Source organism: Streptomyces sp. NPDC051183 (assembly GCF_040682455.1).
Classification (GTDB): domain Bacteria; phylum Actinomycetota; class Actinomycetes; order Streptomycetales; family Streptomycetaceae; genus Streptomyces.
Window position 1 is genome coordinate 37,037 of the sequence record NZ_JBFBBA010000047.1, and the last position, 16,320, is coordinate 53,356.

A 16,320-nucleotide genomic window follows, 5' to 3' on the forward strand; every position below is an offset into this window, starting at 1 on the left:
AATGCGCAGGATACTCGTCGTCGGCGCCGGCCAGTCCGGTCTCCAGCTCGCCCTCGGACTCCGGTCCAAGGGGTACGAGGTCACCCTCATGTCCAACCGGACGGCGGACGAGATACGCACCGGCCGGGTCATGTCCACGCAGGTCATGTTCGACACGGCGCTGCAGCACGAGCGCGACCTCCAGCTGAACTTCTGGGAGCAGCAGGCACCGAAGATCCGGGGCCTGGGCGTCTCGGTCGCCGCCCCCGACTCCGGCCGCGCCGTCGACTGGCTCGGCCGGCTGAAGGGCTGCGCGCAGTCCGTGGACCAGCGCGTGAAGATGGCCGGCTGGCTGGACACCTTCGCCCAGCGCGGCGGGCAGTTGGTCATCCACGGCGCGTCCGTCGCCGACCTGGACTACTTCTCCCGTACGTACGACCTCGTGCTGGTCGCCGCCGGCAAGGGCGAGCTGGTGCAGATGTTCGGGCGGGACGCCGCGCGCTCCCCGTACGACGCCCCGCAGCGGGCCCTGGCGGTCAGCTACGTGCACGGGCTCGGCCCGCGCCCCGAGCACCCGGACACCGAGGCGGTGCGCTGCAACCTGGTGCCGGGCGTGGGCGAGCTGTTCGTCATGCCGACGCTGACCACCTCGGGCCGGGCGGACATCCTGTTCTGGGAGGGCATCCCGGGCGGACCGCTGGACGCGTTCAACGGGGTGCGGGACCCGGCGGAACACCTCGCCCTGACGCTGGAGCTGATGGAGAAGTTCACGCCGTGGGAGTACGCGCGGGCGAAGAACGTGGAGCTGACGGACGCGGGCGCCACGCTCGCCGGCCGCTACGCGCCCGTCGTGCGCAACCCGATCGGCCGGCTCCCCGGCGGCGGCCTGGTGCTGGGCGTCGCGGACGTGGTCGTGGCGAACGACCCGATCACCGGGCAGGGCTCGAACTCCGCCTCCAAGTGCGCGGCCTCGTACCTCTCCTCGATCCTCATGCACGGTGACAAGCCGTTCGACGAGGCGTGGATGAAGGCGACCTTCGACAAGTTCTGGTTCACCACGGGCAAGCCGGTGACCCAGTGGACGAACGCCATGCTCGGCGTCCCGCCGGAGCACGTGCTGAACCTGATCGGGGCGGCCGGGCAGCTCCAGCCGGTGGCGGACCGATTCGCCAACGGCTTCGACAACCCGGCGGACTTCGACGCGTACTTCTACGACCCCGAGGACGCGGCGGACTACCTGGCGGAGGTCGCCTCGGCCGCCTCCGCTTCGGCCCCCGCTCCCGCCGCCGTCGACCCGGAATCCGGTCCGGACTCCGCTGAGTAGCCGGTGTCGTCCCCCGCCGCGGCCGCCTCGGGCAGCGGCGGTGGGGCGAATTCGGCCAGGGGAGTGCCGTCCGGGTCCGGGCGGACCGCCCCGAGCAGCGGATTCGCGGCGATCGGCGAGACCTTGACGGTGGCGCCGGGCCGCGGGGCCTGGATCACCTTCCCGTCCCCGATGTACAGGGCCACGTGCGTGGCGGTGGGGAAGTACACCACCAGATCCCCGGGCCGCAGCCGGTCCAGCGGCACCTTGGGCAGCTGCGCCCACTGCTCCTGGCTGGTACGGGGGATCGCGCGGCCGGCGTGCGCCCAGGCCTGCGAGGTCAGCCCCGAGCAGTCGAAGGACCCCGGCCCCTCGGCGCCCCACACGTAGGGCTTGCCGATCTGCGCGGTCGCGTACGTCAGGGCCGCCCCGCCGGCCGCGGTGGGCGTACGGGTCGCGGCGGGGCCGAGCCTGCCGGAGCCGACCAACGCCCGCTGCGCGGCGGCGGTGTTCTCGGCCTCGCGGGTGTCGAGCCGGGTGAGCTGCTCGGGGGTGAGCGAGGCGAGGACCTTCTCCACCTCCTTGAGCTGGAGCGCGACCTCGGCCTGGTGCCGCTTCTTCTCCTTCGTGAGCAACTGCTCGGAGTCCAGGGCCTTGCGGGCCGCGGCGGCGAGCGAGTCGGCGTGCCGCTCGCCCCGCGCGAGCCGGGTCAGTACGCCCGCCCGCCGGGCCCCCTCGCGGGCGGCGAGCCGGCGTTGGTCGAGGGCGCTCTGGGGGTCCCCGGAGAACAGCATCCGGGCGTACGGGGAGAACCCGCGGGCCTCCCGGTACTGCTCCCGAGCCAGCCGCCCGGCGGCCGCCTGCTCGGCCCCGAGGACGTTGCGGGCCCTGCCGAGCTCGATGCTGAGACGCTGCTCCTCGCCCTGCCGGGCGGTGAGCGCGGCTTCGGCGGAGTTGTAGGCCTCGGTGGCCTGCTCGGCCTTCTGGTAGAGCCCTTGCAGCCGGGTGAGCAGTACGCCGACGGGTTCGGCGGGGGCGATGGGGGCTGCGGGGGCGGCGGGTTCGGCGCGGGCGGGCGGCGCGGTCACGACGAGGACCGCGGCGACGCAGGCGGCGCGGAGCAGCCGAGCTGACACGTAATCACCTCCAGGAGCAGCCGATGCTGCCACGCCCGGTATGACAAATCGCCCACCCGGGTCGGCCAGTCCTGGAGAGGTCACTCGCGTGGCGGCCCGGAGCCGCCCCGGCGGGCTCGTCCGACGTACCGGAACGGTGCGTTCCGCACCGGGGGCGAGGCTGCTTGCGGCTCCAATCTTGAAGTGCGAGGATCGCCTCCGTTTTCCTGCCCTTAGAAAGTGTGTTCGTTGAACAGATCTTCCATATCCCCGGCGGATGCGGGTCACCCCCGTTCCGCAGGCGGAGGTTCATCCCGGCGGATCAGGACGGTGGCCGCCGCGGCGGCCCTGGTCCTGGCCGCCAACACCGTGCTCGTCGCGCAGGCGGCCGTTGCCGCCCCGCCCGCTCCCAAGCCGGCCGCCGGGCCCTCGGCCGGCCCGGCCGAGGCCAAGGACGCGGCCACCGCACAGCTCCTGGCGCGCCTTCAGAAGCGCCCCATCGAAATCCTGGACGAGCGCACCGACTCGACCACCTCCTTCGCGGAGCCGAACGGCAGCACCTCGGTGCGGACGTACACCGGCCCCATCCGCGTCAAGGACGCCCAGGGCCGCTGGCAGCCCATCGACACCAGCCTCGTCGACGCCGGCGACGTCGTGCGCCCGAAGTCGGCCGCGGCCGATGTGGCGCTCTCGGACGGCGGTTCGGGCGAGCCCCTCGTCAAGGTGGGCCGTGATGGCCAGACCCTGGGGATCGGCTGGCAGGACAAGCTGCCCGCGCCGCAGCTGAAGGGCTCGACGGCGACGTACAAGAACGCCGTCGCGGGCGGTGGCGACCTCGTCGTCACCGCTCTGAAGGAAGGTTTCTCCCACTCGGTCGTCCTCCACGAGGCACCCAAGACGCCCGTGGAGTACCGGATACCGGTCGAGGCGAGCGGCCTCAAGCTCGCCGAGACGGCCGACAAGCGGCTGCGCTGGAACGACTCCGCGGACAAGACCAAGGCGACCGCGCCCGCCCCGGTCATGTGGGACTCCTCCTACGACCGCGCCTCCGGCGACGCCGAGCACATAGCCCCGGTCGAGGTGGAGGTCGAAGAGGCCAAGGGCGGCAAGGGCCAGGTCCTGGTCCTCAAGCCGAGCCTGGAGTTCCTGAACGACCCCAAGCTCACCTACCCGGTGACGATCGACCCGACCGACTCGCTGATGGGCCCGGTCACCGACACCTGGATCCAGTACGACGACTACCTGACCTCCCAGCGCGGTTCGACCGAGCTGAAGGCCGGTACGTACAACGGCGCCGAGAAGGCCCGCTCGTTCCTCCAGTTCAACGTCGACAAGTACAAGGGCAAGCAGATCCTCGACACGGACCTGCGCCTGTACTCGTACTACTCCTCCAGCTGCTCGACGGCCAACTCGGGCAACCAGGTGAGCCGGATCACCGCCGCCTGGGACCCGTCCGCGATCACCTGGTCCAACCAGCCCGCGACGACGTCCGCCGGCGCCGTGACCTCCACCGCCGCCAAGGGCTACAGCTCCGCGTGCCCCGCCGGCCACGTCTCCTGGGACGTCGACGCGATCGTGCAGGCCTGGGCGGACGGCCAGCCGAACTACGGTGTCCGCATCGCGGCCGTGAACGAGAGCGACGCCCTCACCTGGCGCCGCTACCACTCGGCGAACCAGACCGACGGATCGCACAACGCGGCCTTCGAGCCCTCGCTGACGGTCAACTACAACACCAAGCCGGGTGCGGCCACCCCCGTTTCGCCGCTGTCCGGCACGGCCACGGCCGACACGACCCCGACGCTGACCGCCAAGGCCACCGACGCCGACGGCAACACCGTCCAGCTCAGCTACGAGATCTGGACGCCGACGGGCACCGCCGCCGTGCAGGCCGGCAAGTCCGCCTTCACGGCCTCCGGCGTCGCCGCGCCGTGGACCCCCGCCACGGCGCTCGCGCCGGGCAGCTACAAGTGGCGCGCGGCCGTCTACGACGGCACGACCTGGAACGGCACCTGGTCCGCCTGGCAGACCTTCACCGTCGACACGGCCAAGCCCGCGGGCACCGCGATCTCCTCGACGGCCTTCCCGGCCGGCCAGTGGTCCGGTACGGCGGACGCGAACGGCGACTTCTCCGGTTCCTTCACCTTCACCCCGCCCGCGAGCGATGTGAAGGACATCCAGTACCGGCTGGACTCCGGCGCCTGGGTGACCGTGGCGACGACCGGCGCGGCCGTGTCGAAGACGCTCACCTTCAAGGCCGGCCCGCACACCGTCACGGCGCACACCCGCGACGCGGCCGGCAACACCTCCGCCGACGTCACGCACGCCTTCTCGGCCGGCAAGGGCGCGGCGCTGACCGCCCCCGCCGAGGGGGACCGGCCCGCGCGCCGCGTCACCCTGCTGTCCGAGGGCAAGCCCACCTACACGGGCGTGCGCTACCAGTACCGCCACGGCGAGACGGACACGTGGAAGGACGTGCCGGCGCCCAACGTCCGGCGCAGCTCCGACGGCACCGCCATCACCGCCTGGCCCGTCGCCGTCACCGGCGGCAAGCCCGCCTCCCTGTACTGGAACGTCACCGACACCCTGAGCAACGACGGCCCCGTCGACGTGCGGGCGGTCTTCACCGACGGCACGCTCTCGGACTCCTCCCCGGAAGCGACGGTCACCGTCGACCGCAATGCCGGCGAGGCCCCGACCACCTCGGTCGGCCCCGGTTCGCTCAACCTGCTCACCGGTGACTACCGCCTGAGCGCCAAGGACGTCTCCGCGTTCGAGGTGTCCGTCGCCCGTACTGCCTCCTCCCGGGCCAACCCGTCCGACTCCGAGGGCCAGGCGCAGATCTACGGTCCCGGCTGGGTCTCCTCGGTCGTCGCGCAGACCTCGGGCAACGGCTACACCCAGCTCCGCAAGACCTCCGCGACCTCCGTGGAGATCCTCGACGCGGACGGTTCCTCCACCGCGTTCACCGCCACGGCGGGCGGCGGCTGGGCCGCCGAGACCGGAGCCGGCACGCTCACCCTGACCGGGTCCCTCACCTCGGGCTCCTTCACCCTGCGCGACACCGGCGACGCCACGGTCAACGTCTTCACCAAGGCCGCCGCCGGAGCCACCACGTGGACCCTGGCCACCTCCGCGGCAGCCGTGGACGACTCCACCGTCACGCAGGTCTCCGAGACCGTGGCCGCGGGCACCGAAACGGTCGCGCGTCCCAAGTACCTGATCTCGCCCACCGAGGGCGTCACCGCGGCCACCTGCCAGGCCACCCCCTCCACCAAGGGCTGCCGCGTGGTGGAGTTCGTCTACGCGACGGCCACCACCGCCACGGGCTGGTCCACGGCGGCCGACTTCGGCGACTTCGCCGGACAGGTCAAGGAGATCAAGCTCTGGGCCACCGACCCCGGCGCGGCCACCGCACGCGACGAGGTCCTGTCGGTGTACCGCTACGACAAGAGCGGCCGGCTGCGCCAGCAGTGGAACCCCCACTACTCGCAGGCCACGCAGGTCCAGTACTCCTACGACGCGGGCAACCGGGTCTTCTGGATGAAGCCCGGCAGCGAACTGCCGTGGAACTTCCACTACGGCAAGGCAGGCTCCTCCCTCACCGCCGGTGAGGGGATGCTCCTGAAGGTGACCCGCCCGACCCTCGAACAGGGCTCCGCGACCACCGTCGCGGGCGAGGCAGTCAACACCGTCGTCTACGACGTGCCGCTGACCGGCGCCAAGGCCCCGTTCCAGATGGACGCCGCCACGGTGGCCACCTGGGCCCAGAACGAGGTCCCGGCCGACGCGACCGCGGTCTTCCCGGCCGACGCCGTGCCGGCCTCCTCGACGGGCGGTGACCTCACGGCCGCCGCCTACGCCCGCGCGAGCGTGACGTACGCCGACGCCAACGGGCGGGAGACCAACACCGCCACCCCCGGCGGCGGTCTGACCACCACCGAGTACGACGCCTACGCCAACCCGGTCGCCTCGCTGAGCGCCGCCAACCGCGACCTGGCCCTGGGCACCGCCCCGGACGCCGCGGCCACGCTCTCCGGGCTCGGCCTCAGCGCGCTGTCCACGTCCGAGCGCGCCGAGCGCCTGTCCGAGACGAGCGTCTACTCGGCGGACGGCCAGCGCGTCCTCGACAGCTACGGCCCGGTCCACCAGGCCGTCCTCATCGGCGACGTGGCAGCCTCCGGGGCCAACCCGGCCCTGCCCGCGGGCGCCCTGGTGCCCGTACGCCGCCACACCGCGAACAAGTACGACGAGGGCCGGCCCGCCGACGCCGAGGTGTCCGGCCAGGTCACCTCCAGCGTGGCCGGCGCGGCGATCGAGGGGTACCCGCAGGACGCGGACGCCCGTACCACGGTCACCACGTACAACTGGGCGACCGGCGAGGAGCTCACCACCAAGGACGGCCAGGGCGCGCAGCTGGCCAACACCCGTTCCACCTACCGGGCGGACGGCCGGCTGGCCACCACCAGCGTCGCCGCCTCCAACGGCAGCGACGCGGGAACCCTCCTGTACACCTACTACACGGCGACGGGCAGCGGCGAGTGCGCCGCCCGCCCGGAGTGGGCCGGTCTGCTCTGCAGGACGGCGCCCGCCGCGACGGTGACCGGGGGCGGCGCCAACCCCGCCGAGCTGGCCACCACCACCTACCAGTACAACCGCTGGGGCGGAGTGGCCATCACGGCCAAGACGGCCAACGGCGCCACCGTCACCAGCACCATCACCTATGACGACGCCGGCCGGCGCGCCAAGGCCTCCGCGAGCGGCGGCCCGGGCACGGCGGTGTCGGACACCGTGTTCACCTACGACTCGGAGACCGGCCACACCAAGACCCAGACGTCCAACGGGCAGACCGTGAGCTACGCCCACGACGCGCTCGGCCGTCTGATCTCCTACACGGACGGGTCCGGCAACACGACCCGGACCGAGTACGACAACCTGGACCGGACGGTGAAGTCCTCGGACTCCACCTCCGCCTCCACCACCTTCGGCTACACCGCCAAGGGTGACCTGGGCACGCTGACCGACTCCGTCGCGGGCACGTTCACGGCCGCGTACGACGTCGAGGGCCGGCTCGTCTCGCAGAACCTGCCCGGCGGCTACCAGCTCAAGCTGGGCGCCGACACCACGGGCCGGGTGACCTCCCGCCAGTACACCGACTCCGCCGGTGTGATCGCGCTGGCCGACGTCGCCGAGTACCACATCACCGGGCGCCAGGCCGGCCACACCCAGACCGACGGCGCCACGGTCTCCAGCGGATTCCGCTACGACGCCACCGGGCGCCTGACCCAGGTCACGGACTCCGGTACGGCCGGCTGCACCGTGCGCGGCTACGCGTTCGACGCCAACGGCAACCGCACCTCGAAGTCGTCCGCCGCGGACGACTGCGACCCGGGCACCGCGGACGCGGTCACCGGTACGCAGGCCTACACGTACGACAGCGCGGACCGGCTCACGGGCCGCACGTACGACGCCCTCGGCCGCACCACGGTCAACGGCGGCGTGCAGCTGGACTACTTCGCGGGTGACGTGCTGCGCTCCGAGACGGTGGGCACGCAGCGCCGCATCTGGGACCTGGACGCCGGCGGCCGCGCCGCCGTCGCCACCACCCAGACGCAGGGCACCGACGGCACCTGGAGCATGACCGGCAAGATCACCCAGCACTACGGTGACGAGTCGGCCAGCCCCGACTGGCTCACGGAGGCCGACGGCAGCGTCACCCGGTTCGTCAACGACATCGGCGGCGCGCTGGGTGCCACCACGGGCCAGGCGGGCGGTGTCGTCCTGCAGTTCGCGAACCTGCGCGGTGACGTCGCCGTACGGCTCGACCTGACCAACCCGGCGGCGTCGACCGTCCAGCGGTACGACGAGTACGGCGTGCCGCTCGACGACACCGGCGCGGCCCGCTACGGCTGGAAGGGCTCCGCGCAGGTCTCCGGCGAGACGCTCAGCGGCCTGGCGCTCACCGGTGCCCGCGTCTACGAGCCGGCCACGGGCCGGTTCCTGCAGTCCGACCCGAAGTACGCGGGCGGCTCCAACGCCTACGGCTACTGCAGCGGCGACCCCGTCGGCTGCAGTGACATCAGCGGGCAGGCGAGCTACTACCGGTACTACGACCTGGGCAAGACCGGTGCGTCCGACAAGTCGGTGTTCAACTACTGGAAGAGCCACTTCAAGGCGGTCTTCCCGATCCCGGGCCGCCCGAACAAGATCACGCACGAGGGCCAGGACTTCACGCTCCGGCCGGTGGTCCACGGCATCTCGATGTACTTCCCGGTGAACGTCAACAGCATCGGCAAGAGCTACCTCCAGCTGGGCGCGCGGTTCGGGCACCCGGACTGGCCGGGCGGCTGGATCGGCTTCGACCTCTACAAGTCGAAGGGCCACATGAAGCTCGAGATCCGCGGCAAGCTGGGCGGGGCCGCGGCCATCTGCGGCCGCACCTGCAGCGAGAACCAGGCCAAGGGCTACTGGGACAAGCTGGGCAAGAACCTCAAGAGCGTGGTGCGCAACAAGTTCTGAGCACGGATGACACGGCGCTGAACCCCTTCGGCGCCGTGGCGCCGGTGGCACAGTGAAGCCCGGGCCGTACTTCCCTCAGGGAAGGGGCCCGGGCTTCTCGTCATCCCCGCAGCAGCCGGGCCTTGGCCGTCGTGAACTCCTCCGGGGTGAGCAGGCCCTCCCGGGCCAGGTCCGCGAGCCGGGTGAGCTCCGAGACCAGGCCCGACGGGGGAGCGGAGCCGGCCGGTGGCGGCTCCTGCGGGAAGCGGGGGTCCGGCGGCCACGGCTCGTGTCCCGGCTCAGGCTCGTGCTCCGGTCGTGGCTCCTGCTCCGGGTCCCAGCCCTGGTGCTGGTCCTCCGGCTCCCAGTCCTCGTCCCGGCCCTGGTCCGGTTCCGGCTCCCAGTCCGCCGCGCCCGTGTCCTGCGCGGCCTTCACCGCCCGGCCCAGCAGGCCCCGCGGCGGGGGTCCCGCCGCACGGGAGAGCAGGCCCTGGAGCAGCGGGTGGCCCGCCGGGCGGTTCGCCGCCCGGACCGTGACCCCGACCGGCCGGATGAACATCAGGCCACCCCCACCCGCTCCGCCGGGATGCGGACCGAGCCCACGATCCGCCCGCCCGCCGCCCGTACGGCGACGGCCGCGTCCTCCGCCCACACGTGTTCCACCACCAGCAGCAGCGCGCAGTTCCCCCGGTCCAGCAGCTCCGCCGCCTCCCGCACGTCCTCCGGCCCGATCAGCCGGGCGACGTCACGGCCCGTCAGCAGGCCCTGCAGCTCGATGAACTCGTCGAACTCCGCCGCCAGCACCTCCCCCGAGGCGGTCCTCGTCGCCACGAGCCCGTCGATGAGCCGTACGACCCCGGTCTTGCGCAATCCCATCACCGCCTCGACCGCCGGCACCCGCAGCTGTTCCTCCGGAAAGGCCAGGACGATGAACTCCACAGGTCCCATGGGGCGAGACTCCCGATTCCCTACTTCACATCCGACCGGTTCTGACGACTCTTCGGCACACTATGACATAAGCGGACATACGACCCGCCCGCTTGCTACGTTTCCCGTATGACCGCTCTGACGGCGAAGGTGGCCGACCCCGCCCCGCCACCCCCCGACGCCGGCGCCCCCACGGGCCGCGGCGTCGAGCTGTCGCTCCTCGCCGGCGCCGTCCTGATCGCCGTCCTCGGCCACCTCTACGTCGGCCTCGCCACCACCGGCCGCATCCCGGGCGCCGCCGCCTCCTACGCCGGCGGACTCGCCGTCGCGGCGCTGGCCGCGCACCTCGCCGTCCGGCTGCGCGCCCCGTACGCCGATCCGCTCCTGCTCCCGATCGCGGTGCTGCTCAACGGCCTCGGCCTCGTCCTCATCCAGCGCCTCGACGCGACCACCCCGGGCCACCTCACCGCCGGGGACCAGCTGCGCTGGTCCGCCCTCGGGCTGGCGCTGTTCGTCCTCGTCGTCGCCGGGCTGCGCGACCACCGCGAACTCCAGCGCTACGCCTACCTCTCGGTGGCCGTCGCCCTCGCGCTGATGCTCGTACCCGTCTTCTTCCCGGCGGTCAACGGCGCCCACATCTGGATCCGGTTCGCCGGACTCTCCTTCCAGCCGGGAGAGTTCGCCAAGATCCTGCTCGCCGTGTTCTTCGCCGCCTACCTCGCCGCGAACCGCACCGCGCTCGCGCTCACCGGCCGCCGGCTGTTCTGGAAGCTGAAGCTCCTGCCCGGCCGCGTCCTCGGCCCGATCCTCGCGATCTGGCTGCTCAGCGTCGGCGTCCTCGTCCTGGAGCGCGACCTCGGCACCTCGCTGCTCTTCTTCGGACTGTTCGTGATCATGCTGTTCACCGCCACCGGGCGGATCGGCTGGATCGCGATCGGGCTGCTGCTGGCCGCCGTGGGCGCGTACGCCGTCGGCACCTTCGAGCCGCACGTGAACAGCCGCGTGGACGACTGGCTGAATCCTTTCGCCTCCATCGAGCGCGGCCAGGGCCCCGGCCAGCTCGCCCAGTCCCTCTTCGCCTTCGGCGCCGGCGGACTCCTCGGCGCCGGACTCGGCCACGGCCAGTCCTTCCTCATCGGCTTCGCCGCCAAATCGGACTTCATCCTCGCCACCGCCGGCGAGGAGCTCGGCCTCGCGGGCCTCACCGCGATCCTGCTCCTCTACGGGCTCCTCGTCTCCCGCGGCTTCCGCGCCGGCCTCGCCCTGCGCGACCCCTTCGGCCGGCTGCTGGCGACCGGGCTCGCCTCGATCATCGCGCTCCAGGTGTTCGTCATCGCGGGGGGCGTCACCGGGCTGATCCCGCTCACCGGCATGGCCATGCCCTTCCTGGCCCAGGGCGGATCCTCCGTCGTCACCAACTGGATCATCGTCGCCCTGCTGATCCGGCTCAGCGACAGCGCCCGCAGGCCCCGGCCCGCAGAGGGGGCGGCCGAATGATCCGCTACATCCGGTGGTGCGCGTACTTCTGCGTCCTGCTGCTCGTCGCCCTGCTGGTCAACGTCGCCCGCGTGCAGGTCTGGGAGGCCGCCGCCTACGGCGCCAACCCGGCCAACAAACGCCCCGCCATCGAGCGCTACGCCGAGCCCCGCGGCGACATCCTGGTCGACGGCCGGGCCGTCACCGGCTCCCGCGACAGCCGCCAACTGCTGCGCTACGAGCGGACGTACAAGAACGGCCCGCTCTACGCCCCGGTCACCGGCTTCTCCTCGCAGACCTACGGGACCAGCTTCCTGGAGCGCGCCGAGGACGGGATCCTCGCCGGCACCGATCCCGGGCTCTCCGCCTTCCCGCTCTGGTACGAGCTGTCGCGCGGCCGCCCCGGCGGCGGGAACGCCGTCACCACGGTCCGGGCCGGCATGCAGCTGGCCGCGTACACGGGGCTCGCGGGCAAGCGGGGCGCCGTGGCGGCCGTCGAGCCGGCGACCGGCAGGATCCTCGCGCTGGTCAGCAGCCCCTCCTACGACCCGGCGCTGCTGTCCGGCACGGGCTCCGGAGTCAAGGCGGCCTGGGAGCGGCTGAACGCGGACCCGGCCAGGCCGATGCTCAACCGGGCGCTGCGCGAGACGTACCCGCCCGGCTCCACGTTCAAGATCGTGACGGCGGCGGCCGCCCTGGACGCGGGCGTGGTCAGCGACGTGGACGCGCCGACGCAGACCCCCGACCCCTACCCGCTGCCCGGTACCAGCACCCTGCTGCCGAACGCGGGCACCGGCTGCCAGGACGCCTCGATGGCGGACGCGGTGCAGTGGTCCTGCAACACCGTGATGGCGAAGATCGGCGTACAGGTGGGCCTGCGCGGGATGGTGGAGGCGGCGAGCCGGTTCGGCTTCAACGACGGCGGGCTGCGGGTGCCGTCCTGGGTGTCGCGGTCGAACTTCGACACCGACATGAGCCCGGACCAGCTGGCCCTGTCCTCGATCGGCCAGTTCAACACCACGGCCACCCCGCTGCAGATGGCGATGGTGGCGGCGGCCGTCGCGAACGGCGGGGAGGTCAAGTCGCCCCAGCTGGTGGACCGTACGACGCAGGACGACGGCGACCAGGTCCGCCGCTCCGACCAGCGCACCCTCGGCCGGGCCATGAACCCGGCGACCGCGATGCGGCTCCAGGACCTGATGGTGAGGGTGGTGGAGAACGGCACCGGGCGCAACGCGGCCATCCCCGGCGCGCTGGTGGGCGGCAAGACCGGCACCGCCCAGCACGGGGTCGGCAACGCGGGCACCCCGTACGCCTGGTTCATCGCCTGGGCCAAGGCCGAGGGCGCACCGCTGCCGGCCGTCGCGGTGGCGGTGGTGGTCGAGGACGCGGCGGCCGACCGCAGGGACATCAGCGGCAACAGCGCGGCCGCGCCGATCGCGCGGGCGGTGATGGAGGCCGCGCTGTACGGGGCCGGACCGCCGGCCCCTTGAGGCGCGCCCCCTCCCGCCGGACCGCCGGACCGCCGGACCTAGGCCCCGGCGCCCTCGGCGATGGCCGCCCGGACCTCCGCCACCCGCTCGGTCTCCTCGGCCGCGAACCGTTCGCGGTCCAGAGCCTCGGCGATCTCCTCGTCCTGGCTCATGAGCAGGTCGAGGTTGGAGTCGCCCATGTCGAAGACGCCCATCTCCAGGTACGCCTTCTGCAGCCGCTCCCCCCACAGCCCGATGTCCTTCACGCACGGCACGATCCGGCTGAACAGCAGCTTGCGGAACAGGTGCAGGAACTCCGACTCCTCGCTGAACCGCTCCGCCTCCTGCCGCGGGATGCCGAAGTTCTCCAGCACCTCCACCCCGCGCAGCCGGTCACGCATCAGGTAGCAGCCCTCGATCACGAACTCCTCGCGCTCGCGCAGCTCGGCGTCCGTCAACTGCTTGTAGTAGTCCCGCAGCGCCATCCGCCCGAACGCCACGTGGCGGGCCTCGTCCTGCATCACGTACGCGAGGATCTGCTTCGGCAGCGGCTTGTCGGTCGTGTCGCGGATCATCCCGAAGGCGGCCAGCGCCAGCCCCTCGATGAGCACCTGCATGCCCAGGTACGGCATGTCCCAGCGGGAATCGCGCAGGGTGTCGCCGAGCAGCCCCTGGAGGCTGTCGTTGATCGGGTAGAGCATCCCGACCTTCTCGTGCAGGAAGCGCCCGAAGATCTCGGCGTGCCGGGCCTCGTCCATGGTCTGGGTGGCGGAGTAGAACTTCGCGTCCAGGTCCGGCACCGACTCGACGATGCGCGCGGCGCACACCATCGCGCCCTGTTCGCCGTGCAGGAACTGGCTGAAGTTCCAGGCGGCGTAGTGCCGGCGCAGCTCGCCCTTGTCCTTCTCGGTGAACTTGGCCCAGTGCCGGGTCCCGTAGAGGGTCAGTGCCTCGTCAGGGGTGCCGAGCGGGTCGTACGGGTCCACCTCCAGGTCCCATGCGATGCGCTTGGCGCCGTCCCACTGCTTGTCCTTGCCCTTCTGGTAGAGCGCGAGCAGCCGCTCGCGGCCCCCGTCGTACTCCCAGCTGAAGCGGGCCGATCCGGACGCGGGGACGGGCCAGACGCCCTCGCCCGGGTCGTTGGTGTAGAGCTCGTGCGTCGACACTGACGCCCCCTCGTCTCACGTACTCGCGTACAGGACTGGACAGTTGGCAGCGTCACACGTTGGTAGACGCGCGGTCAACAAGTCGTGCGCGGGGGATTGACGGTCTTGCTGACAAGCAGTCTCATAACAGGTGACCGCTGGTAACCCCGGCCGAATCCCCCAGACGAATGGGCGAGGTGCCCCGCCATGACGACCACGACCGACCGCAGCACCGGCACGGATCGCCGGGTCCTGCAGGACGCGCTCGGCCTCCTCAAGGACCGCGAACAGATCGCCGAACGACTGCTCGAATCCTCGGCCAAGCACTCCTTCGACCCCGACAAGGAACTCGACTGGGACGCCCCGACGATCGAGGGCAAGTACTACTGGCCGCCCGAGCTGCTCTCCCTCTACGACACCCCGCTCTGGAGGAAGATGGGCGAGGAGCAGCGCATCGACCTCTCCCGCCACGAGGCGGCGGCACTCGGCTCGCTCGGCATCTGGTTCGAGATCATCCTCATGCAGCTGCTGGTCCGGCACATCTACGACAAGTCCCTGACCAGCAATCACGTCCGCTACGCACTCACCGAGATCGCCGACGAGTGCCGCCACTCGATGATGTTCGCCCGCATGATCCAGAAGGGCGGCGCCCCCGCCTACCCGGTCTCGCGCACCAACCACAACCTCGCCCGGGTGCTGAAGACCATCTCCACCACCCCCGGCTCCTTCGCCTGCACCCTGCTCGGCGAGGAGATCCTCGACTGGATGCAGCGCCTGACCTTCCCGGACGAGCGCATCCAGCCCCTCGTACGCGGCGTGACCCGCATCCACGTCATCGAGGAGGCCCGGCACGTCCGCTACGCCCGCGAGGAACTGCGCCGCCAGATGCTCACCGCCCCGCGCTGGGAGCAGGAGCTCACGCGCATCAGCTGCGGCGAGGCCGCCCGCGTCTTCTCCCTCGCCTTCGTCAACCCGGCCGTCTACGACAACATCGGCCTCGACCGGCGCGAGGCGCTCGCCCAGGTCAAGGCGAGCGGCCACCGCCGGGAAGTGATGCAGACCGGCGCGAAGCGCCTCACGGACTTCCTCGACGACATAGGCGTCCTGCGCGGGGTCGGCCGGAGGCTGTGGAAGAGCTCGGGACTGCTGGCCTGAGGCGATGGCCTTGGGGCTACCCTGCGGACATGACCGTACGCGCGTACCGCAGGCTGAGCGTCGAGGAGCGGCGGGCCCAGCTCCTCGACGCGGCCCTGTCGCTGTTCGCGCACCGGGCGCCGGAGGAGATCTCGCTCGACGACGTCGCCGAGGCCGCCGGGGTCTCGCGCCCACTGGTCTACCGCTACTTCCCGGGCGGCAAGCAGCAGCTGTACGAAGCCGCCCTGCGCTCGGCGGCCGACCTGCTCGAACTCTGCTTCGCCGAACCCCAGGAAGGCCCGCTGACCCAGCGGCTGTCCCGCGCCCTGGACCGCTACCTCGCCTTCGTCGACGAGCACGACGCGGGCTTCGCAGCGCTGCTCCAGGGCGGCAGCGTCGTCGAGACCTCCCGCACGACGGCCACGGTCGACGGCATCCGCCGCTCGGCGGCCGAGCAGATCCTCCTCCATCTGTCCGTGCCCGCGCCGGGGCCGCGGCTGCGGATGATGGTGCGCACCTGGATCACTGCGGTCGAGGCGGCCTCGCTCGTCTGGATCGACGAGGGCAAGCAGCCGCAGGTCGAGTCCCTCCGGGACTGGCTGGTGGACCAGTTCATCGCCCTGCTGACGGCCACCGCGGCCACGGACCCCGAAACGGCGGCCGCCGCGCGGGCCGCGCTCGCGATGGAATCCGCGGACGGGCCGGTGGGCGTGCTCGCCCGGCGCGTGATCCCGGTGGTCTCCGAGGCGGCGCACCTGCTGTGACACTGGTGGGGTGAGAAGCGAACCCACCCCCTTCGAGGGCGGCCCGATGGACGGCCGGGTCCTGCCGATCCTCCTCGGTCCGACCGGTCATCCCCCGAAGTGGTACGAGATCCCGGTCCCGGCGGCGGACGGGGGGCCGCCGACGGTGCTGCTCTACGAGCGGGTCCCGGCGGGGTATTCGAAGCGGCTCGGGCTCCAGAAGGGCTGGAAGTACGCGTACTCCCCGTCCGGGGTGAGGCCGAGGCCGCGGTGGCCGTGGACGAAGCCGAAGGCTTCGTAAGCCGCGCTTTCCTGACGCGTCCCTTCCCCGACGCGCCCCTCGCACCGCTGCGCGGACCCATTTCCCGACGCGCCCCTCGCACCGCTTCGCGGCTTCGGCCCGCTGCGCCGGACTCCGTCCGTCGGGCCTCGGCGGGGCCGGGGGCGCGGGTTGCCGCTGCGCGGGGCCGTCCCCTACCCGCCCTTCCACCGTTCCCCGGGCTCTGCCCGGACCCGCGCCTCAAACGCCGG

General features: G+C 72.1%; 11 protein-coding genes. 7 read left to right on the forward strand and 4 right to left on the reverse strand.

Features of this window, described 5'->3' with window-relative positions; all coding sequences use genetic code 11:
- Nucleotide 1 precedes the first annotated feature (1 nt).
- A complete protein-coding gene (locus AB0M99_RS31590; RefSeq protein WP_365926518.1) occupies nucleotides 2–1,303 on the forward strand; it encodes a styrene monooxygenase/indole monooxygenase family protein in 1,302 nt (433 codons plus the stop codon).
- Here the strand turns inward: AB0M99_RS31590 and AB0M99_RS31595 are convergent.
- A complete protein-coding gene (locus AB0M99_RS31595) occupies nucleotides 1,213–2,418 on the reverse strand; it encodes a C40 family peptidase (RefSeq protein ID WP_365926520.1) in 1,206 nt (401 codons plus the stop codon). The two genes, AB0M99_RS31590 and AB0M99_RS31595, sit on opposite strands and share 91 nt — an antisense overlap.
- A gap of 309 nt (nucleotides 2,419–2,727) precedes the next feature.
- Between AB0M99_RS31595 and AB0M99_RS31600 the strand changes: the two genes are divergently transcribed.
- Nucleotides 2,728–8,913, forward strand: a complete 6,186-nt coding sequence (locus AB0M99_RS31600; RefSeq protein ID WP_365926522.1) for a DNRLRE domain-containing protein — start codon at nucleotides 2,728–2,730, stop codon at nucleotides 8,911–8,913.
- A 100-nt stretch (nucleotides 8,914–9,013) separates the two neighbouring features.
- Here the strand turns inward: AB0M99_RS31600 and AB0M99_RS31605 are convergent, their stop codons facing one another.
- Nucleotides 9,014–9,451 carry an SHOCT domain-containing protein gene (locus AB0M99_RS31605; protein ID WP_365926524.1) on the reverse strand — a complete coding sequence of 146 codons (438 nt, stop codon included), beginning with the start codon at nucleotides 9,449–9,451 and terminating at the stop codon, nucleotides 9,014–9,016.
- Nucleotides 9,451–9,840, reverse strand: coding sequence for a DUF6325 family protein (locus tag AB0M99_RS31610; RefSeq protein WP_365926526.1), 390 nt, complete (start codon nucleotides 9,838–9,840; stop codon nucleotides 9,451–9,453). Before AB0M99_RS31610 ends, AB0M99_RS31605 begins: the two co-directional genes overlap by 1 nt.
- Nucleotides 9,841–9,957: 117 nt before the next feature.
- Here AB0M99_RS31610 and AB0M99_RS31615 point away from each other — a divergent pair, with 117 nt between their 5' ends.
- Both AB0M99_RS31615 and AB0M99_RS31620 read left to right on the forward strand, forming a co-directional pair.
- Entirely contained in the window at nucleotides 9,958–11,316 is a 1,359-nt protein-coding gene (locus AB0M99_RS31615) for an FtsW/RodA/SpoVE family cell cycle protein (protein ID WP_365926544.1), read from the forward strand.
- Nucleotides 11,313–12,788: a penicillin-binding transpeptidase domain-containing protein gene (locus AB0M99_RS31620; RefSeq protein ID WP_365926528.1), complete on the forward strand. Its 1,476-nt coding sequence runs from the start codon at nucleotides 11,313–11,315 to the stop codon at nucleotides 12,786–12,788. Before AB0M99_RS31615 ends, AB0M99_RS31620 begins: the two co-directional genes overlap by 4 nt.
- Before the next feature lie 38 nt (nucleotides 12,789–12,826).
- Here the strand turns inward: AB0M99_RS31620 and AB0M99_RS31625 are convergent, their stop codons facing one another.
- Nucleotides 12,827–13,933, reverse strand: coding sequence for a ferritin-like domain-containing protein (locus tag AB0M99_RS31625; RefSeq protein WP_365926530.1), 1,107 nt, complete (start codon nucleotides 13,931–13,933; stop codon nucleotides 12,827–12,829).
- A gap of 186 nt (nucleotides 13,934–14,119) precedes the next feature.
- Here AB0M99_RS31625 and AB0M99_RS31630 point away from each other — a divergent pair, with 186 nt between their 5' ends.
- Genes AB0M99_RS31630 through AB0M99_RS31640 form a run of 3 tightly spaced genes read left to right on the forward strand, consistent with a single transcriptional unit; the run spans nucleotide 14,120 to nucleotide 16,090 of the window.
- Nucleotides 14,120–15,067 carry a diiron oxygenase gene (locus AB0M99_RS31630; protein ID WP_365926532.1) on the forward strand — a complete coding sequence of 316 codons (948 nt, stop codon included), beginning with the start codon at nucleotides 14,120–14,122 and terminating at the stop codon, nucleotides 15,065–15,067.
- Between the two features lie 29 nt (nucleotides 15,068–15,096).
- Complete coding sequence (locus AB0M99_RS31635; RefSeq protein ID WP_365926534.1) at nucleotides 15,097–15,810, forward strand: helix-turn-helix domain-containing protein; 714 nt, start codon at nucleotides 15,097–15,099, stop codon at nucleotides 15,808–15,810.
- Nucleotides 15,811–15,820: 10 nt separating this feature from the next.
- Complete coding sequence (locus AB0M99_RS31640) at nucleotides 15,821–16,090, forward strand: hypothetical protein (RefSeq protein WP_365926536.1); 270 nt, start codon at nucleotides 15,821–15,823, stop codon at nucleotides 16,088–16,090.
- Nucleotides 16,091–16,320: the final 230 nt, after the last annotated feature.